Raw genomic sequence first — 19,330 nt, 5'->3', positions numbered from 1 at the left:
ATTTTCCTGAATTTATTTATAGCCGACTATCTTTACATGTAGATCTTCAGCAAATATTACTCTTCTTCGGGCACAAAAATCCATGCCAGTAGGTAAGCAAGAACACCTGAGCCTACAAACATCGCGAAGAAAACAAAAATCAAACGCCAGATCCAGGAATCAAGACCCGTGAATTTCCCCAGACCGCCACAAATACCACCTAACCATTTATCGCTCGTAGAACGCCGAAAACGATTCAATTGATTCAGCGCATCATCTGCGCCAGAGAAAGAAGCAGATTTAAAAGAAGATTCGGATTGATTGGAAGAAGTGCCCGACCCTACTTTCTCGAGCAGCTTCGCCTTGGCTTGCGCAAACTCTGCATCAGACAGAGCGCCTGACTGATGCAGTTCGTGCAAACGTTGAATTTCGTCAGCGATATTCACGTTGATAGCCGTTGTTCAATGATTACAGATCTAACAACAGACGTGAAGGATCTTCCAACGCATCTTTCATCGCAACCAGAGCTAACACAGCCTCGCGGCCATCAATGATACGGTGATCGTAAGACATTGCCAGGTAGTTCATTGGACGAATAACGATCTGACCATTTTCAACTACTGCGCGATCTTTGGTTGCGTGTACGCCAAGAATTGCTGATTGTGGTGGGTTGATGATCGGTGTCGACAACATAGAACCGAAAGTACCGCCGTTAGAGATAGAGAATGTACCACCGGACAAATCGTCCAGAGTCAATTTACCGTCTTTCGCTTTAGCACCGAATTCGCCGATTTTCTTTTCGATATCTGCGATAGACATTTGATCCGCGTTGCGCAAAATAGGCACGACCAGACCACGTGGCGAACCAACAGCGATACCGATATCAAAGTAACCGTGGTAGACGATGTCATTACCATCAACTGATGCATTAACGATTGGGTATTTCTTCAATGCAGCAACGGCAGCCTTAACGAAGAAAGACATGAAGCCCAGTTTAACGCCATGCTCTTTCTCAAATTTATCTTTGTACTTGTTGCGCAATTCCATGACTGGCGCCATGTTGACTTCATTAAATGTCGTCAAGATCGCGTTAGTAGACTGAGATTGAACCAGACGTTCGGCGATACGTGCACGCAAACGGCTCATAGGAACACGTTCTTCAGGACGATCACCGAGGCTCGCCAAGGTTGGTGCTGCCACTTGTTGTAATGCTGGTTTAGACGCGACTGGCGCTGCCAATGGTGCCACGACCGGCGCTGCTTTACCAGCAACTGCTGCCAGTGCATCGCCCTTAGTAACACGGCCATCTTTGCCAGAACCATCTACCTGACCAGCGGACAAACCGTTCTCAGCCAAAATTTTGGCAGCGGCTGGCATGGCAATGCCAGCGGAAGATTTTGCATCAGCCACTGCTGGTGCTGCTGTGGCTGCAACAGCTACTGGTGCAGCAGAAACTTCCATTGGGCTTACTTTCGCGCTGGCATCCGTGTCGATGATGGCGATGATTTCACCAGCCACGACGGTGCTTCCATCGCCTTTAATAATTTGTGTGATCACACCAGCTTCAGGTGCTGGCAATTCCAGCACAACTTTGTCTGTTTCGACGTCGATCATATTTTCGTCACGAGTGACAGATTGACCAACTTTTTTATGCCAGGCCAACAAGGTCGCTTCTGCAACGGACTCAGATAACTGAGGAACTTTTACTTCGATAATTGCCATTTTTTACTCTCCGATTCGGGTAGCCAAATGCTGCATCAGTTTCTGATGCAGCATCGCGTCATTTATTTAGTGAGGACAAAGCCTTTGAGTTTGGAAAATGCAGTTTCCAACAATGCTTTTTGTTGTGCATAGTGCTTGTCGTAGTAACCGACAGCTGGTGACGCACTTGCTGGACGACCTGCGTAAGCCAATTTCTGGCCTTCTTCCAGGCTTTCAAAAATATTGTGCTGGATCTGGAACCATGGACCCTGATTTTGCGGCTCATCTTGCGCCCAAACCAATTCAACCATGTTAGGGAATTTTTTCAGCTCCGCAATAAAGCTCTTATGTGGGAATGGGTACAACTGTTCCACACGGATAATCGCTGTATCGGACTGAGCACGTTCTTTACGTGCATTCACTAAATCGTAGTAGACCTTACCGGAGCAAGCAATAACACGTTTCACTTTCTTCGCGTCGATTTTCTCATCAACTTCACCGATCACTGTGTGGAAGCTGCCTTTAGACAATTCCGACAATGGTGAGCCAGCATCTTTATTACGCAGCAAAGATTTTGGTGTCATGATGACCAAAGGCTTACGGAACTGACGAATCATCTGACGACGCAACAGATGGAAAATCTGCGACGCAGTTGTCGGCTGAACCACTTGCATATTGTTGTCTGCACACAATTGCAGGAAGCGTTCTGGACGAGCGGATGAGTGCTCTGGACCTTGACCTTCATAGCCGTGCGGCAACATCATTACCAGACCAGAAGCGCGACCCCACTTCACTTCGCCGGAGCTGATGAATTGGTCGATAACCACTTGCGCACCGTTAGCGAAATCGCCGAACTGAGCTTCCCAGATTGTCAGTGTGTTTGGTTCTGCTGTTGAGTAACCGTATTCAAAACCCAATACCGCTTCTTCAGACAAAACAGAGTCAATCACCGTGAACGGTGCTTGGTTGTCGGAGATGTTTTGCAGAGGAATATAAGTACCAGAATCCCAACGTTCGCGGTTTTGATCATGCAATACTGCGTGACGGTGAACGAAAGTACCACGACCAGCATCTTGACCGGTCAGACGAATTGCATAGCCTGAAGAAACCAGAGATGCATAGGCCAGATGTTCGCCCATACCCCAGTCCAGATTCATTTCACCACGGCCCATGGTTGCGCGGTCACCCAGAACTTTTTCGACCAGGCTATGTGGCTTAAATCCGGCAGGCACTGTGGTAATACGTTCAGCCAGACGCTTCAATTCTGTCGCTGGAACTGCGGTATCTGCTGCATCAGTCCATTTACGGTTGAGGAAAGGAATCCAATCAACAGCGTATTTGTTTTTGAAATTAGAGATAACCGGATCGTGTGTATGCTTACCTGCATCCATCGCATCACGGAACTCTTTCACCATTGCATCGCCGCCATCGACTGGGATCGTACCTTGTGCAGACAACTTGTCTGCATACATCTTACGAGTACCAGGATGTTGCGCAATTTTTTTGTACATCAACGGTTGCGTCAATGCTGGCGTATCTTGCTCGTTGTGACCCAATTTACGGTAGCAAATGATGTCAACGACGACGTCTTTCTTGAATTCCATACGGTAGTCAAGCGCGATCTGCGTCGCCAAAACAACCGCTTCTGGATCATCTGCATTGACGTGCAGCACTGGCGCTTCGATCATCTTCACAACGTCGGAGCAATACAAAGTGGAACGTGAATCGCGTGGATCAGAGGTAGTGAATCCAATCTGATTATTGATCACGATATGCATCGTACCGCCAGTACCGTAACCGCGGGTTTGCGCCAAGTTCAGCGTTTCCATGACCACGCCTTGGCCTGCAAACGCGGCATCACCGTGTACCAAAATAGGTAATACTTGAGAGCCATCCTTGTCGCCACGACGATCCATACGGGCTTTAACGGAGCCTTCAACCACTGGATTCACAATTTCCAGATGAGATGGGTTAAATGCGAGTGACAAATGAACTGGGCCGCCAGGAGTCGATACGTCAGAAGAGAAACCTTGGTGGTATTTAACGTCACCTGCTGGCAAATCATCGCCGTGTTTGCCTTCAAACTCAGCAAACAAATCTTGCGGCATTTTGCCCAGGGTATTGACCAACACGTTCAAGCGGCCACGATGGGCCATACCGATTACGATTTCTTGCACGCCGCGCTCACCAGCACGTTGGATAGTCTCATCCATCGAAGCGATAAAGCTTTCGCCACCTTCGAGTGAGAAACGCTTCTGACCCACGTAACGTGTATGCAGATAACGCTCCAAGCCTTCCGCCGCTGTCAAGCGGTCAAGAATGTGCTTTTTCTTTTCTGGTGTGAAGTTTGGTGTAGAACGGATAGATTCGAGCTTTTGTTGCAACCAACGCTTCTCAGTAGGATCGCTGATGTACATGAACTCTGCACCGATAGAACGGCAATAGGTATCACGCAAAGAATTGACTAAATCGCGCAGAGAGGCGGTTTCCGCACCAAAATAAGTGTTACTGATATTAAATTGAATATCCATATCAGCATCAGTAAAGCCGTAGAAACTTGGCTCCAACTCTGGCAAGCTCGGGCGTTCCTGGCGTTGCAATGGATCCAAATTGGCCCAATGGCTACCGAGGAAGCGATATGCGGCGATTAACTGCTGAGCAGCGACTCGCTTACGACCCATTTCCGCATCAGCAGTGGCGCTGACTGTACGGATTGGACCTTGTTTTGCGCGTTCAGCAAACGAAGCGATCACTGGTGCATGAGCGACGTCTGGCTTAGAAGAACCATCGACTGCTGGCACATGCTGCATCGCGTCGAAATAGGCGCGCCAGTTTTCAGGTACGGAACCAGGATTATTGAGGTAGGCTTCGTAAAGTTCTTCTACGTACGGCGCATTGCCGCCGAACAAGTACGAGTTAGCGTTATATTGTTGCATCATCTTGCTCACCTTTCTTCGCGTTTCGCGAGATTAGCGGGTTAATCTAACCTTCCGCGACACGGCCTGACCGGTTAGCGGATTGCACATCAAGTTGTGGGGAAGGGCTTGTTTCAAACTATTCTCGCATCAGAATCAAAACACACATCAGAAACAATATACTTTTTGAATCTAAAACGAAAAAACATCTAAAATTTACTATCGAGCCGAAGCATAGCATATTTACTGAAGAAAAAAAAAGCGAGTCGCAATGACTCGCCTTTTTTCAATGCTGCAGTGCGCACATAAATTCCAGCATATACAACGGCTGCAGCATTATTTTTAACGCTTGTCGATAGCAACAACGTCACGTTTCGCTGCGCCAACGAACAATTGACGTGGACGGCCAATTTTTTGCTCAGGATCAGAAATCATTTCTTTCCATTGAGCAATCCAACCCACTGTACGCGCCAGCGCGAAAATGCCAGTGAACAAGGAAGTTGGAATACCCAGAGCACGTTGTACGATACCAGAGTAGAAATCAACGTTCGGATACAGCTTGCGGCTAACGAAGTATTCGTCTTCCAGAGCGATTTTTTCCAGAGCCATTGCCAACTTGAACAATGGATCATCTTGCAAACCGAGTTCTTGCAGAACTTCGTAGCAAGTTTCACGCATCAATTTAGCGCGTGGATCGTAGTTTTTGTAAACGCGGTGACCAAAGCCCATCAGCTTCACACCAGAGTTTTTGTCTTTTACTTGAGCGATAAACTCAGGAATGTTATCAACACTACCAATTTCTTCCAACATGCTCAATGCAGCTTCGTTTGCACCACCGTGCGCAGGACCCCACAAACATGCAATACCAGCAGCGATACACGCGAACGGATTGGCACCTGAAGAACCAGCCAGACGAACAGTTGATGTAGACGCATTTTGCTCGTGATCGGCGTGCAAAATCAAAATACGATCCAAAGCACGTACCAATACTTCATTCACTTTGTACTCTTCGCATGGCGTAGAGAACATCATGTGCATGAAGTTTGCACTGTAGGACAAGTCGTTACGTGGGTACACGAAAGGCTGACCAATGGAATATTTGTATGCCATCGCAACCAGCGTAGGCATTTTAGCGATCAGGCGAATTGCTGACACTTCGCGGTGATGCGGATCGTTAATGTCCAGAGAATCGTGGTAGAACGAAGACAACGCACCTACAGTACCAACCAGCACAGACATCGGATGTGCATCACGACGGAATCCACGGAAGAAGAATTGCATCTGCTCATGAACCATTGTGTGTTTAGTCACGGTGGAAACAAATTCAGCTTTTTCAGTTGCATTTGGCAATTCGCCATTCAACAACAAGTAACATGTTTCGAGAAAGTCGCCGCCATTCACAGCCAATTGCTCGATAGGATAACCACGATACAGCAACTCGCCTTTATCGCCATCAATGTAAGTAATTGAAGAATTACATGCCGCGGTCGACATAAAACCCGGATCGTAAGTGAACATGCCAGTCGCACCGTACAATTTACGAATATCAATCACATCAGGACCGATAGATCCCTTGTAAATTGGCATCTCTAAGGATTGGGAACCATCAGAGAATGAGAGGGTTGCTTTTATTTCAGAATTAGTCATGGCTCTTCCTTCAGATAAGAGGTGAGTCGTTAATCAAAAAAACACAAAAAAAAACGTTTATTGTCAGGCTACGCGCAGACGGGTAAGCAAAGCGTGCACATGAGGTAAATCCACCTCCCCCTCAGGCTCTTTCTTTGCCATAATCAAATCCATCAGGATATTGTCAGACAACTCCATCAGGCGACTAAAAGCATCCACTTCTTCGTCAGTCAGGATCTCTTCATTGGCATCCAGAAACCGCGTTAATATCAGATCATTTTCCAACAAGCCGCGACGCGCGCGCCAGCGCAAACGAGCACGCTTGACCGGATCACTTTGATGAGACTCTTCTACCAGCTTAGACATATTACTTTCTCTTTTAATGCTTTCTATTTCATGCAGCTCTTCAACACCGACGAAGAACTGCATGAAATAGAAACGGTGCTTACCAGTACCGTTTCTATTTTAATTACACTGCGCGGCGAACCATGAGTTCTTTGATTTTGCCGATTGCACGGGTTGGATTCAAACCCTTCGGACATACATCAACGCAATTCATGATGGTATGGCAGCGGAACAAGCGATATGGATCTTCCAGGTTATCCAAACGTGCGCCAGTTGCCTGATCGCGAGAATCGGCAATAAAACGATACGCTTGCAACAAACCCGCAGGGCCGACGAACTTGTCTGGATTCCACCAGAATGATGGGCATGATGTAGAGCAGCAAGCGCACAAAATACACTCATACAAACCATCCAACTCTTCTCGTTCCGCAGGGGATTGCAGGCGCTCTTTTTCCGGAGGAATGGAATCATTCATCAGGTATGGCTTGATCGAGTCATATTGCTTAAAGAACTGCGTCATATCGACGATCAGATCACGAATGACTGGCAAACCAGGCAAAGGACGCAATACGATAGGTTCTGTCAACTCATTTAAATTCGTTGTACATGCAAGACCATTTTTACCATTGATGTTCATCGCATCTGAGCCGCAAACACCTTCACGGCAGGAACGGCGCAACGCCAGAGAGTCATCAACGTCTGCTTTGATACGCTGCAACGCGTCCAGCAACATTTTATCCGTATCCTTAAGCTCAACCGTCAGGTCTTGCATGTAAGGCTTGGCATCCTTGTCCGGATCATATCGATAAATTTTAAATTTCAGTGTACGTGCCATGATATCTTCCTTGTGCACCACCCGGGGCGCACGATAAATTGACTGCCCAGCCTTGCCAGGCAGTACATCTTCTCAATTTAGAATGTACGAGCTTTAGGCTTGAACGTTTCAACTGTCAGCGGTTTAGTGACAACAGGTTTGTAGTCAAGTCGATTACCTTCGGAATACCACAGAGTGTGCTTCATCCAGTTTTCATCATCACGTTTTTCATAGTCGCGATGAGCATGCGCACCACGTGATTCTTTACGTGCCGCTGCAGAAGTAATGGTCGCCTTTGCTGTTTCGATCAAGTTATCCAATTCCAATGCCTCGACGCGGGCAGTGTTAAACACTTTAGACTTATCTTTGAAAGAAACATGCTTACGACGCTCATCGAGCTCCATAATTTCTTTGACGCCCTCTTGCAGCAATTCATCAGTACGGAACACGCCGCAGTGATGTTGCATCGTTTTACGAATCGCATTAGCCACATCTTGAACACGTTCAGAGCCTGTGCTTGTTTCGAGTTTAGACAAGCGAGACAAGGCCAGATCAGCTGCATCGGCAGGCAGATCTTTATTACTACGTGCTTTGAGATTACTTGCAACGATATGATTACCAGCAGCGCGACCAAACACCAACAAGTCCAGCAACGAATTAGTACCCAGACGATTAGCACCGTGAACTGATACGCAAGCACACTCACCGATCGCATACAAGCCATTCACGATTTCGCTACTACCATTTTTCGGAGCAACTACCTGACCATAGATATTGGTCGGAATACCACCCATCTGGTAGTGAATTGTCGGAACGACTGGAATTGGCTCTTTAGTCGCGTCAACGTTCGCGAATTTATGGGCAATTTCCAGAATCGACGGCAAACGTTTTTGAATTGTATCAGCACCGATATGACGCAAATCGAGCATCACGTGATCTTTATTTGGACCGCAACCGCGACCTTCTTTAATTTCCTGATCCATAGAGCGGGAAACAAAATCACGTGGCGCCAAATCTTTCAAAGTAGGCGCGTAGCGCTCCATGAAACGCTCACCCTGGCTATTGACCAGAATACCACCTTCACCGCGCACACCTTCGGTAATCAACACGCCAGCACCAGCCACGCCGGTTGGGTGGAACTGCCAGAATTCCATATCTTCCAATGGCAAACCAGCACGTGCAGCCATACCCATACCGTCACCAGTATTGATAAATGCATTTGTGGAAGCTGCCCAGATACGACCAGCACCACCGGTCGCGAAAATCGTCTGCTTCGCTTCCAGCATCATCACTTCGCCGGTTTCCATTTCCAGGGCAACGACACCCAAAACATCACCTTCGGCATCACGAATCAGATCGATCGCCATCCATTCAACGAAGAAGTGCGTGCGAGCACGAACGTTACGCTGATAAAGGGTGTGCAACAACGCATGACCAGTACGGTCAGCAGCAGCACAAGCGCGCTGAACTGGTTTTTCACCAAAGTTCGCAGTGTGGCCACCGAACGGACGCTGGTAAATCGTACCATCCGCATTACGATCAAACGGCATACCAAAATGCTCTAATTCATAGACCACTTTTGGTGCTTCGCGACACATAAATTCAATTGCATCCTGATCACCGAGGTAATCAGAACCCTTGACCGTGTCAAACATATGCCAGTACCAGTTATCCTCGGACATATTACCGAGAGAAGCACCAATACCACCTTGAGCGGCAACAGTGTGTGAACGGGTAGGGAAAACTTTAGACAGTACAGCGACGTTCAAGCCAGCTTCAGCCAATTGCAGCGAAGCACGCATACCAGAACCACCTGCACCAACGATTACCGCATCAAAACGACGGGTAGGAATTGTGGATTTAATTGCGGCCACTTTTACACTCTCCACAAAATCTGTGCGGCATAGCCAGCACTAGCAACCAGCCACAAAATGGTGGCAACCTGAAATACCAAACGCAAAACTACGCTGTGCGTTACATAATCCATCCAGACATCGCGCATACCAACCCATGCGTGATACAACAAACAAACCACCACTGAGAAAGTGGCCAATTTAAACCACTGGTGAGAAAAAATACCCGCCCAACCCTCGTAGTTAAAATTATGTCCAGTTAAAAACATAACCAGTAACAAGACAGTGTAGAGCGCCATCACAATTGCGGTGACGCGCTGCGCTAACCAATCACGCAAACCATATTGCGCACCGACGACCAGGCGCTTAGGTCCAATATTGTTATTTGCCATTTAAAATACTCCGAACAATTTCAAACCTACCAGCGCTGCCAGAGCAACGCTGACAGTCAAAACACTTGCCGCAGATTTACGTGCAGTATGTTTATCAAGACCATAGTGAAGATCCATAATTAAGTGACGAACGCCAGCGCAAAAGTGATGCAAAAATGCCCAAACCAATGCAAGGATAACCAATTTAACAAATACCCCTGACGTGAATGCTTGCAATTCGGCAAACGAAACTTCTGATGTCAGGCTCTTGTCCAACAAAAACAAAATGAAGGGCAACAACAAAAACATCAACATCCCACTTATACGGTGCAAGATAGAAACGACGCCAGCCAACGGCAATCGGTATCCAGTTGCATCAATCAGGCGCATCACACCGTAGCGTGGCCTGTTTTTCACTACTTCAGACATAAATAATCTCCCCATTAACTAGTCTGTACACAAAATCATGCAATTTTCGCTCATTTTGGTGCATTGCACCAACATTATTGAGCCTGTATTTTCAAAATACCGTCATCTTAATACCAAAAATGAATATGTGCTGAGCATCAAGATACAAAAGCCAGATTGCGTCAGGGGAAAAGACCCAAAACGCCAAATTAATAGACATCACCATGTGCACACGCACATAGAGCGTCAAAAATCAACTCAATTCATTACGATAATGATGATGCGACGTGAGATATAAACCGCGACGCAATTCCACTGGCTTATCACCGTAGGTAAAAGAAACTCGTTCAACATTTAACAAAGGCGTACCGGACGCAATACTCAACAATTCCGACACCACATCATCCGCACAGACAGCCCTGATCTGCTCGGAGGCACGTATCATATGCGTACCAAATTCTGTTTCAAACAAACCATACATAGGCCCTTTATATTCATTCAGACGCTCAGCAGTCAGTCCCTTAAAGATCGCACCAGGCAACCACAAATCATCCAGAATAGTCGGAACACCTGAAAACGATTGCACCCTGCGGATAAAAACCACGGAATCACCAGATTTAATTTCTAGTAGTCGCGCCACCTCAGCAGGCGCACGTAAGCGCCGCACTTCAATAATTTTATTTTCCGGATAATGAGGAACACCCTCATCTGGCGCCAATCGCAAAAAACGAAATTGAGAACGCGCTTCATGATGGGTCGCAACAAATGTCCCCTTCCCTTGGCGACGCACCACCAAATTCTCAGCCGACAATTCATCAATCGCCTTACGCACCGTACCTTGACTCACCTTAAAACGTGCTGCCAATTCCATTTCACTAGGAATAAGCTCGCCTGGCTTCCACTCACCTGACTGTAAACTTTGCGTAATCAAGGATTTTATCTGTTGATACAGGGGACTAAATGTGGGCGATGAATTAACGACGGCACCAGCAACACCGGCGCCAGAACTCGCAGAGTTCGCGGATGAGATATTTGCATTTGGCGTGTTTGAAGTCATAGTTCGCAATTTCACCACAAAAACACCTGCGCCGTCTACAACAAACTGCTAAGTAATATGTCTTATATAAGACATAAGATAGTCATTGACACTTCACATTACAGCACCTAAACTTCCGGAAAATTATTCTTGCGCATACAAATGGAGTGACGCACATTGCCACACTTACACAAGCAATATAGCGTGAACGCATGCAATGTAAAGTTGAAATCGCGACTTAATGCGATTTAAGCTAAAAATGCCCGCAAATTTGGCTGACGAGCGCTGAGTTAGGCGGTATCATTGAATATTCGTAAGCTGATGTACAGACAACACCTCGTAAATCAGCAAGTTTGAACATCGTTTTTTACCTCACTTCGGAGATGCATCATGGCGAAATCCCCTATGCGCGTAGCTGTTACCGGCGCCGCTGGCCAAATCGGTTACTCACTGTTGTTCCGCATTGCTAATGGCGACATGCTTGGCAAAGATCAACCAGTGATTTTGCAATTACTTGAAATTCCAGACGAAAAAGCACAAAAAGCGCTCAAAGGCGTGATGATGGAAATCGACGATTGCGCATTCCCATTGCTGGCTGGCATGACAGCACATAGCGACCCGATGACTGCATTCAAAGACATCGATGTAGCGTTGCTGGTTGGTGCACGTCCACGCGGCCCAGGCATGGAACGTAAAGATTTGCTGGAAGCCAATGCGCAGATTTTCACTGTCCAAGGTAAAGCATTGGATGCAGTGGCATCTCGCAATGTTAAAGTATTGGTGGTTGGTAATCCAGCGAATACCAACGCGTATATCGCAATGAAATCCGCACCATCCCTGCCAGCGAAAAATTTCACTGCGATGTTGCGTCTCGATCATAACCGCGCTCTGTCTCAAGTTTCTGCGAAAATCGGCAAGCCAGTTTCTGCTATCGAAAAACTGTGCGTTTGGGGCAATCACTCTCCAACCATGTATGCTGATTACCGTTTCGCAACAGCTGACGGCGCAGCAGTAAAAGATCTCATCAACGATCAGGTATGGAATAAAGACGTATTCCTGCCAACAGTTGGCAAACGTGGTGCAGCAATCATTGAAGCGCGCGGTCTTTCTTCTGCAGCTTCTGCAGCAAATGCAGCGATTGATCACGTACGTGACTGGGTTCTGGGCACTAACGGCAAATGGACAACAATGGGCGTTCCTTCCGATGGCTCTTATGGCATCCCAGAAGGCACTATGTTTGGCTTCCCGGTAACAACTGAAAACGGCGAATACACGATCGTTCAAGGCTTGGAAATCGACGAATTCTCACGTGAACGCATTAATATCACTCTCAAAGAATTACAAGAAGAGCGTGATGGCGTAAAACACCTGGTAGGCTAAGCAATATCAGGCCGGGGCGGCATTGATCAACGATACCGCCCTTCCCACCCCGCAAAAAAAGAACTGATGCATCCATCCCGCGCCTTATTTCAGGATCAGTTAACACCGGTGTTTTTACCGGTTTGCGATCACTATGCAGGCTCAGAAAAGTTAATGCGCAAATCCATGGCACTCCAGCAAAAACTGGGGCCAATTTTTGACATTACTTTTGACTGTGAAGATGGCGCAGCAACTGGTGACGAAGCAAATCACGCCAAATTAGTTTGCACATTGCTTAATAGCAGTGACAATCAGCACCAACGCATTGGCGTCAGAGTGCATGATATTAACCATGAAGCTTTCGATCAGGATTTATCCCTCATCATCCCATTGGCCGCCGAAAAGATTGCCTATATAGTTTTGCCCAAAGTCAGCTCAGCAAGTCAGGTAGCAAATGCGATAGAACAGATCAATAACTATGCATTTACTGCAGGCCGAAGCCATTTGCCAATTCACGTATTAATTGAGACACACGAAGCACTTGCCGACGTCATGGCAATTGCCGCCCTTCCACAGGTCGAATGCTTATCGTTCGGCATCATGGATTTTGTATCATCTCATTTCGGCGCAATTTCATCGACCGCGATGCATTCGCCGGGGCAATTTGAGCATCCGCTCGTTGCCCGCGCAAAAACTGAAATTGCAGCAGCATGTCACCGCTTTGGCAAAGTGCCATCGCATAGCGTTACAACCGAAATTAAGGATTTGTCGGTGGTAGAAAATGACGCATTTCGTGCAAAACATGAATTTGCTTACACACGGATGTGGAGCATACATCCAGACCAGATTGCACCCATTGTGCAAACGATGGCGCCGCAGCACAAAGAAATATGCGAAGCTACTGACATTTTGCTATCAGCGCAAAATAATCAGTGGGCACCAATTCAATATGCCGGAAAATTACATGATCGCGCCAGTTACCGCTATTTCTGGTCGATATTGAAACGCGCAAAATCAAGCGCAATAACACTGCCAGAAATGGCATATGCTTTACTTGAAGGAGACTCCGAATGAACCAACTTTTATCCCGCATCGCAGGCTTGATGATCGCTAGCAGCTTTGTTTTTGCCCCCCTCTCCGCGCAAGCAGAAAATGCTCCTGCTAAAACTAAGGTAAGCAGCAAAGCAAAAAAAGCTGTACCAACCCCAGTTGAACAAGATCCAGATGAGATTGAACCTGACGTGAAGGAGGATAAAAACTACGAGTACACGTGCGAGCTTGGTAACTCTCTGACAATGTACACTCACGGCGACAACATCGATAACATCGCAATGCGCTGGAAAAAGCGCCTTTACGTATTGCACCGTGTAGACACAACCACTGGTGCTTATCGCTTTGAAAACACCAAAGCAGGATTTGTCTGGATTGGTATTCCGGCAAAAGGTTTGTTGCTCGATTCACGTAAGGGTCAGCAACTCGCCAATGAATGTCATAGCACAGTACCAATGGTGGCAGACGCAACGCCAGCAGTTGCACCAGCCGATGCGGCAGCCGCACCAGCAGTAACGAAATAAGTCTCACCGGGCAAAGGAACTCGCTTCACATCAGGAGTTGTTTGAATCGGTGGAGTGACACATTGCTCAATATAATAGCAGTAAGCATATTTTTGATCATTGATTTTTGTAAATAAGGAACAGCCATGAGCCAAAATGCGTATCAAGATGCATTCAAAACCCTGAAAGACTTTAAAATTTCAGAAACAAAGAAAGGTAAATTCTTTTCGTTGCCAGCACTGGAAAAAAATCTGGGCGTAAAAATTTCTCGCTTGCCAGTATCTATTCGCGTAGTTCTGGAATCAGTTCTGCGTAACTGCGACGGTAAAAAAGTTACTGAAGAACACGTAAAACAATTGGCTAACTGGGGCGCAACGGCAACCCGTACTGACGAAATCCCTTTCGTTGTTTCCCGCGTTGTTCTGCAAGATTTTACTGGTGTTCCACTTCTGGCTGATCTGGCTGCAATGCGTAACGTTGCTGCGAAACAAGGCAAAAACCCAAAAAACATCGAGCCATTGGTTCCTGTTGATCTGGTTGTTGATCACTCAGTACAAATCGATCATTTCCGCGAAAAGAAAGCCCTCGATTTGAACATGAAGCTGGAATTTGAACGCAATAACGAGCGCTACCAGTTTATGAAATGGGGTATGCAAGCGTTCGATACATTCGGCGTTGTTCCTCCAGGCTTTGGTATCGTTCACCAGGTCAATCTGGAATACCTGGCACGCGGCGTTCACAAAGTAAAAGACGCGAAGAAAAACGAAGTTTACTATCCAGACACACTGGTAGGTACTGACTCCCACACCACCATGATCAACGGTATTGGCGTTGTAGGCTGGGGTGTTGGCGGTATCGAAGCAGAAGCTGGCATGCTCGGTCAACCAGTTTACTTCCTGACACCTGACGTCGTTGGTGTGAACCTGACTGGCGCACTGCGCGAAGGTTGTACAGCAACGGATCTGGTTCTGACGATTACTGAATTGCTGCGTAAAGCGAAAGTCGTTGGTAAGTTTGTTGAATTCTTCGGCGAAGGCACACGCTCCTTGTCTCTGACAGATCGCGCAACGATCGCCAACATGGCGCCAGAATACGGCGCAACAATGGGCTTCTTCCCAGTTGACGAAGCAACCATCGACTATTTCAAAGGCACTGGCCGTACTAAAGCAGAAATCGACGCATTCGAAGGCTACTTCAAAGCCCAAAAAATGTTCGGTATTCCGAAAAAAGGCGACATCGACTACACCACAGAAATCTCTCTGGATCTGTCCACTGTTGCTCCATCTTTAGCTGGTCCTAAACGTCCACAAGATCGCATCGAAATCGGCCACGTTAAATCAACTTTTGCTGATCTGTTCTCCAAACCAACATCCGAAAACGGCTTCAACAAAAAAGCTGAAGATCTGGAAGCGGTCTACGTCAACAGCGACAACGTTAAAGTTAAAAATGGCGACGTGCTGATCGCTGCAATTACTTCTTGCACCAACACTTCTAACCCTAGCGTACTGCTGGCAGCTGGTTTGCTGGCGAAAAAAGCGGTTGAAGCTGGTCTGAAAGTAGCACCGCACATCAAAACATCCCTGGCTCCTGGCTCCCGCGTTGTAACCAAGTACCTGGAAGCAGCTGGTCTCTTGCCATACCTGGAAAAACTGGGCTTTGGCGTGACTGCCTACGGTTGCACCACTTGTATCGGTAATGCTGGTGACTTGACTCCAGCAATGAACGAAGCAATCGTTGCAAACGACATCGTGGCATCTGCAGTCTTGTCTGGTAACCGTAACTTTGAAGCGCGTATTCACCCGAACATTCGCTCTAACTTCCTGGCGTCTCCTCCGTTGGTCGTTGCTTATGCTATCGCTGGCAACATGACTAAAGACCTGATGACAGAACCAGTTGGTCGCGTTAAAGGTAAAGACATTTTCCTGGGCGACATCTGGCCAACCAGCGCAGAAATCCAAAAACTGATGAAGTTCGCGATGAACTCCAAAACGTTCAAAGACAACTACGCAGACGTTAAAGGCGCACCAGGCAAACTGTGGGAAAACATCAAAGGCGTAGCGGAAGGCGAAGTCTACAACTGGCCAACATCTACTTACATTGCTGAACCACCGTTCTTTGCAGACTTCACAATGGAGCCAAAAGCAGCGGCGACTGGCATCACTGGCGCACGCGCATTGGGTGTGTTCGGTGACTCCATCACAACTGACCATATTTCTCCAGCTGGTTCAATCAAAGAATCCAGCCCAGCAGGTAAATGGTTGAAAGAAAATGGCGTTTTGAAAGCAGATTTCAACTCCTACGGCTCACGTCGTGGTAACCACGAAATCATGATGCGCGGTACTTTCGCGAACGTACGTATCAAAAACCTGATGATCCCAGCGAAGGAAGATGGTTCCCGTGTTGAAGGCGGCGAAACATTGTTCCAACCAACTGGCGAACAAATGGCAATCTACGACGCAGCGATGAAATACGTTGCTGAAGGTACACCAACCATGATCTTCGGTGGCGAAGAATATGGTACTGGTTCTTCACGTGACTGGGCTGCTAAAGGTACACAACTGTTGGGCGTAAAAGCAGTCATCGCTGAGTCCTTCGAGCGTATCCACCGTTCCAACCTGGTTGGCATGGGTGTGTTGCCACTGCAATTCATCGGCACAGACAGCGTTGACTCTTTAGGTATCACAGGTAATGAATCTTTCGACCTGAAAGGTATCGAAAACGAAATCAAACCACAACAAGAAGTCACACTGGTGATTCACCGTGCAAACGGCGAATCACAAGACGTTAAAGTTCTGTTGCGTATCGATACACCAATCGAAGTTGATTACTACAAACATGGCGGTATCCTGCCATTCGTATTGCGTCAATTGTTGTCAGCTTAATCGAGTGTTTGCTGCGCGATATTTCGAGCGGCAAACAGTTGAGCAGTTGTTAGGCTAAAACATGCAAAAAAAAGGGGGAACTGATCAAACAGTTCCCCCTTTTTTCATTCTGGTGACAATGAGCTTAATACGATTACCTCATCTCAAAAACAGAAATACATTTTCAGTACCTCGTTCTTGCTCTATCATTAAATCGCACACTAAATAAATAACAAAGTGCTCACCTGAAATTTCACTCGACCCGTAATATCTGATCACATACTTTCAAATGAGAATCATCGCAATCTTTGTCAGCCTGCTTTTGACATGCACATGTGGAGTGACGAACGCTGCGGTTTTGAATGCCTGTGGAGGAGACAATAACTGGCCTCCAATGTCGTACGTGACAAATCAAACTCAGTTCGTGAAAGGAATTTCTGCAGAAATATTAAGAAATATTTTTCCGAATAAAATTAATATTAAACTTCTTCCATGGGCGCGTTGCCTCTATCAGGCGCAGTCGCAACTTGATGTCGACATTGTGATGTCGGTATTCAGGACGCCTGATCGTGAACAAACTTTCTTGTTCTCGAAACCCTATATGAGCCTGACCCCATCCTATTTATACTCAAAAAAACGCTTTTCGTCCCCGCCATTGAAAATCTTGAGCGACTTAAATAATTACAAAATATGCGCCTTGCATGGTGCCTCAACCCTCTACACCAACCTCCCTCCCCAAAAGATTGACAGCGGCGCCACAAATTACACAAGCCTGCTCAAAAAAATTGACAGGACCTACTGTGATATTGTGGTCGACATGCGAGAAGTTTTTGCTGGTTTTTCAGCGCTAGAACTATTGCAAATTGATGAGCGGCAGTATCAAATACTACGTATCCCTGAAACCAACAAATACGCTCTGCAATTTGCTGTGAGCAAAACGCACCCGCAAGCAGAAGAAATCATCGATCGCCTTAATCAATGCTTAAACCAGCTAATAAAAAGCGGGGTCCTCAACAACCTCATTGAAAGTGAGGGAATTCAATAAAATTCCCTCACTTTTTGAAAATATCGCTGACCTACAATTGCATCAGTGCCTGCTCGATATCCGCAATCAAATCATCAGCATCTTCGAGTCCGATATTAAATCGCACCAAAACGCCTTTGTGAGTCCAGTTACCGCGCATTTTCTCTATGCGATAAGGAACACACAAACTATGCGCCCCACCCCAGCTAAAACCAATCTTAAACAACTTCAGATGATCGACAAAACGATCTGTTTGCTGTTCCGAATAACGGGCATCAAACAGCACAGAAAATAAACCGCCAGCGCCAGTAAAATCACGTTTCCACACATCGTGCCCCGGGCAATCAGGCAAAGCCGGATGTAAGACCTTCGCAATTTCAGGGCGTTGCGACAACCATCTCGCCACCTTACGTGCGGAACTATCATGTGCATCAAAACGTAATTTCAGCGTTGGCAGATTTCGCAGAACCAGATAAGCATCGTCCATCCCCACGCCCAAACCCAAAAGCATATGTGCTGTCAACAATCGCGCATTTAACTCTTTACTCCTGGTGATGACCGCGCCCATCAAAACGTCCGATCCGCCGCTTTGATATTTGGTCAAGGCTTGCATCACAATATCTACGCCATGATCAAACGCAGAAAATGCGACGCCTGCCGCCCACGTATTATCCAGAGCGACTAACACGCCTTTTTCACGGGCGGCAGCACAGATGGCAGGAATATCTGGTACCTCCATTGAGACAGAGCCAGGTGCTTCAGTCCAGATCAATTTGGTATTACTCTGAATCAGATCCGTGATGCCAGCGCCTATCAGCGGATCATAAAATCTGGCACTGACGCCAAAACTGCCACTGAGCCAATTTGCCAATTCACGATTCGGGCCATAGGCGTTATCTGGGATTAAAACATCATCACCACTTTGCAAAAAAGTCAGATCAATTAAAGTAATCGCTGCCAGACCGCTTGGCGCCAACAAGCAATGATTGCCACCTTCAATCTGAGCTAGTCGCGCTTCCAAGGTAAAGCTGGTTGGCGTACCGTGCAGCCCATATGTATATGAGGATTTTTCTAACCAGGTTCTTGCGCGCATCGCTGCAACGTTGTCAAACAGCACCGTCGATGCATGATGAATAGGCACTGTAAATGCCGCGAACCCAGCTGGAGCCTGATATTCATCATGAATAATTTGCGTATTGAAACCAGATGCTTTTTTACCATTACATTCCATGATCATGTCCCATTGTTTAACAGTGTTTACGCATATTTCAGGTAAGATACCAGCAGGCTATCATACAGAGTTGAACAGCATTGTTTAACAAACCTTGTCTTTCGTCATCAACATGACATAAGTTACAGGCAGGATGCCGCACTAGACGAACTGTCTATGCGAATAAATAATGACTAAACATCAGCGGAATAAAGCCGCTTGATGATAATTGAGATATAGCAGGTAAATTATTAGCTCAAAAATATCCAGGATAT

At 46.7% G+C, this 19,330-nt stretch carries 16 protein-coding genes; 5 read left to right on the top strand and 11 right to left on the bottom strand.

Annotation, left to right across the window (positions count from 1 at the left end; all coding sequences use genetic code 11):
* Positions 1–56: 56 nt before the first annotated feature.
* The 10 genes from ACO0KY_RS09490 to ACO0KY_RS09445 all read right to left on the bottom strand — a co-directional run bounded on the left by ACO0KY_RS09490 (position 57) and on the right by ACO0KY_RS09445 (position 11,069).
* Positions 57–425 (bottom strand): PspC domain-containing protein, encoded by a 369-nt coding sequence (locus tag ACO0KY_RS09490; RefSeq protein ID WP_186910715.1) that lies wholly within the window; start codon positions 423–425, stop codon positions 57–59.
* A 22-nt stretch (positions 426–447) separates the two neighbouring features.
* Positions 448–1,701 (bottom strand): 2-oxoglutarate dehydrogenase complex dihydrolipoyllysine-residue succinyltransferase, encoded by a 1,254-nt coding sequence (gene odhB, locus ACO0KY_RS09485; protein ID WP_422989075.1) that lies wholly within the window; start codon positions 1,699–1,701, stop codon positions 448–450.
* A 62-nt stretch (positions 1,702–1,763) separates the two neighbouring features.
* Positions 1,764–4,619 carry a 2-oxoglutarate dehydrogenase E1 component gene (locus ACO0KY_RS09480; protein WP_423045541.1) on the bottom strand — a complete coding sequence of 952 codons (2,856 nt, stop codon included), beginning with the start codon at positions 4,617–4,619 and terminating at the stop codon, positions 1,764–1,766.
* Positions 4,620–4,937: 318 nt separating this feature from the next.
* The gene (gene gltA, locus ACO0KY_RS09475) at positions 4,938–6,242 is read right to left on the bottom strand and encodes a citrate synthase (protein WP_186910712.1); all 1,305 of its coding nucleotides are present in this window, start codon (positions 6,240–6,242) and stop codon (positions 4,938–4,940) included.
* Between the two features lie 63 nt (positions 6,243–6,305).
* Positions 6,306–6,587 carry a succinate dehydrogenase assembly factor 2 gene (locus ACO0KY_RS09470; RefSeq protein WP_186910711.1) on the bottom strand — a complete coding sequence of 94 codons (282 nt, stop codon included), beginning with the start codon at positions 6,585–6,587 and terminating at the stop codon, positions 6,306–6,308.
* A gap of 103 nt (positions 6,588–6,690) precedes the next feature.
* Positions 6,691–7,401, bottom strand: a complete 711-nt coding sequence (locus ACO0KY_RS09465) for a succinate dehydrogenase iron-sulfur subunit (protein WP_186910710.1) — start codon at positions 7,399–7,401, stop codon at positions 6,691–6,693.
* A 77-nt stretch (positions 7,402–7,478) separates the two neighbouring features.
* Positions 7,479–9,254 (bottom strand): succinate dehydrogenase flavoprotein subunit, encoded by a 1,776-nt coding sequence (gene sdhA, locus ACO0KY_RS09460; RefSeq protein ID WP_186910709.1) that lies wholly within the window; start codon positions 9,252–9,254, stop codon positions 7,479–7,481.
* Positions 9,255–9,256: 2 nt separating this feature from the next.
* Entirely contained in the window at positions 9,257–9,625 is a 369-nt protein-coding gene (sdhD, locus tag ACO0KY_RS09455) for a succinate dehydrogenase, hydrophobic membrane anchor protein (RefSeq protein WP_186910708.1), read from the bottom strand.
* Positions 9,626–10,033 (bottom strand): succinate dehydrogenase, cytochrome b556 subunit, encoded by a 408-nt coding sequence (gene sdhC, locus ACO0KY_RS09450; RefSeq protein ID WP_186910707.1) that lies wholly within the window; start codon positions 10,031–10,033, stop codon positions 9,626–9,628.
* Positions 10,034–10,265: 232 nt separating this feature from the next.
* Positions 10,266–11,069: a GntR family transcriptional regulator gene (locus ACO0KY_RS09445; protein ID WP_423045537.1), complete on the bottom strand. Its 804-nt coding sequence runs from the start codon at positions 11,067–11,069 to the stop codon at positions 10,266–10,268.
* Positions 11,070–11,438: 369 nt separating this feature from the next.
* Between ACO0KY_RS09445 and ACO0KY_RS09440 the strand changes: the two genes are divergently transcribed.
* The 5 genes from ACO0KY_RS09440 (at position 11,439) to ACO0KY_RS09420 (ending at position 17,866) form a co-directional block, all read left to right on the top strand.
* The gene (locus ACO0KY_RS09440) at positions 11,439–12,428 is read left to right on the top strand and encodes a malate dehydrogenase (protein WP_186910705.1); all 990 of its coding nucleotides are present in this window, start codon (positions 11,439–11,441) and stop codon (positions 12,426–12,428) included.
* A gap of 66 nt (positions 12,429–12,494) precedes the next feature.
* Positions 12,495–13,481, top strand: coding sequence for an HpcH/HpaI aldolase/citrate lyase family protein (locus ACO0KY_RS09435; protein ID WP_423045534.1), 987 nt, complete (start codon positions 12,495–12,497; stop codon positions 13,479–13,481).
* Positions 13,478–13,981, top strand: coding sequence for a hypothetical protein (locus ACO0KY_RS09430; RefSeq protein ID WP_423045532.1), 504 nt, complete (start codon positions 13,478–13,480; stop codon positions 13,979–13,981). The genes ACO0KY_RS09435 and ACO0KY_RS09430 overlap by 4 nt, the downstream gene beginning before the upstream one ends.
* Before the next feature lie 125 nt (positions 13,982–14,106).
* Positions 14,107–16,842 (top strand): aconitate hydratase AcnA, encoded by a 2,736-nt coding sequence (gene acnA, locus ACO0KY_RS09425; protein WP_423045530.1) that lies wholly within the window; start codon positions 14,107–14,109, stop codon positions 16,840–16,842.
* A gap of 268 nt (positions 16,843–17,110) precedes the next feature.
* On the top strand, positions 17,111–17,866 hold the full coding sequence (locus tag ACO0KY_RS09420; RefSeq protein ID WP_423045528.1) for a substrate-binding periplasmic protein: 756 nt from the start codon (positions 17,111–17,113) through the stop codon (positions 17,864–17,866).
* 31 nt (positions 17,867–17,897) lie between these two features.
* Here the strand turns inward: ACO0KY_RS09420 and ACO0KY_RS09415 are convergent, their stop codons facing one another.
* Positions 17,898–19,076 (bottom strand): cystathionine beta-lyase, encoded by a 1,179-nt coding sequence (locus ACO0KY_RS09415; protein ID WP_423045526.1) that lies wholly within the window; start codon positions 19,074–19,076, stop codon positions 17,898–17,900.
* Positions 19,077–19,330 lie beyond the last annotated feature (254 nt).

The sequence above is a fragment of the Undibacterium sp. Dicai25W genome (genome assembly GCF_049340505.1).
In the GTDB taxonomy this organism is placed as follows: Bacteria; Pseudomonadota; Gammaproteobacteria; order Burkholderiales; family Burkholderiaceae_D; genus Undibacterium; species Undibacterium jejuense.
This window is presented reverse-complemented; position numbering and strand designations above follow the sequence as displayed.

Bases quoted from the DNA above. Each gene is read 5' to 3' on its own strand.
- odhB (WP_422989075.1), bottom strand. From the start codon at position 1,701: ATGGCAATTATCGAAGTAAAAGTTCCTCAGTTATCTGAGTCCGTTGCA.
- ACO0KY_RS09480 (WP_423045541.1), bottom strand. From the start codon at position 4,619: ATGATGCAACAATATAACGCTAACTCGTACTTGTTCGGCGGCAATGCG.
- gltA (WP_186910712.1), bottom strand. From the start codon at position 6,242: ATGACTAATTCTGAAATAAAAGCAACCCTCTCATTCTCTGATGGTTCC.
- ACO0KY_RS09470 (WP_186910711.1), bottom strand. From the start codon at position 6,587: ATGTCTAAGCTGGTAGAAGAGTCTCATCAAAGTGATCCGGTCAAGCGT.
- ACO0KY_RS09465 (WP_186910710.1), bottom strand. From the start codon at position 7,401: ATGGCACGTACACTGAAATTTAAAATTTATCGATATGATCCGGACAAG.
- sdhD (WP_186910708.1), bottom strand. From the start codon at position 9,625: ATGGCAAATAACAATATTGGACCTAAGCGCCTGGTCGTCGGTGCGCAA.
- sdhC (WP_186910707.1), bottom strand. From the start codon at position 10,033: ATGTCTGAAGTAGTGAAAAACAGGCCACGCTACGGTGTGATGCGCCTG.
- ACO0KY_RS09445 (WP_423045537.1), bottom strand. From the start codon at position 11,069: ATGACTTCAAACACGCCAAATGCAAATATCTCATCCGCGAACTCTGCG.
- ACO0KY_RS09440 (WP_186910705.1), top strand. From the start codon at position 11,439: ATGGCGAAATCCCCTATGCGCGTAGCTGTTACCGGCGCCGCTGGCCAA.
- ACO0KY_RS09435 (WP_423045534.1), top strand. From the start codon at position 12,495: ATGCATCCATCCCGCGCCTTATTTCAGGATCAGTTAACACCGGTGTTT.
- ACO0KY_RS09430 (WP_423045532.1), top strand. From the start codon at position 13,478: ATGAACCAACTTTTATCCCGCATCGCAGGCTTGATGATCGCTAGCAGC.
- acnA (WP_423045530.1), top strand. From the start codon at position 14,107: ATGAGCCAAAATGCGTATCAAGATGCATTCAAAACCCTGAAAGACTTT.
- ACO0KY_RS09420 (WP_423045528.1), top strand. From the start codon at position 17,111: ATGAGAATCATCGCAATCTTTGTCAGCCTGCTTTTGACATGCACATGT.
- ACO0KY_RS09415 (WP_423045526.1), bottom strand. From the start codon at position 19,076: ATGGAATGTAATGGTAAAAAAGCATCTGGTTTCAATACGCAAATTATT.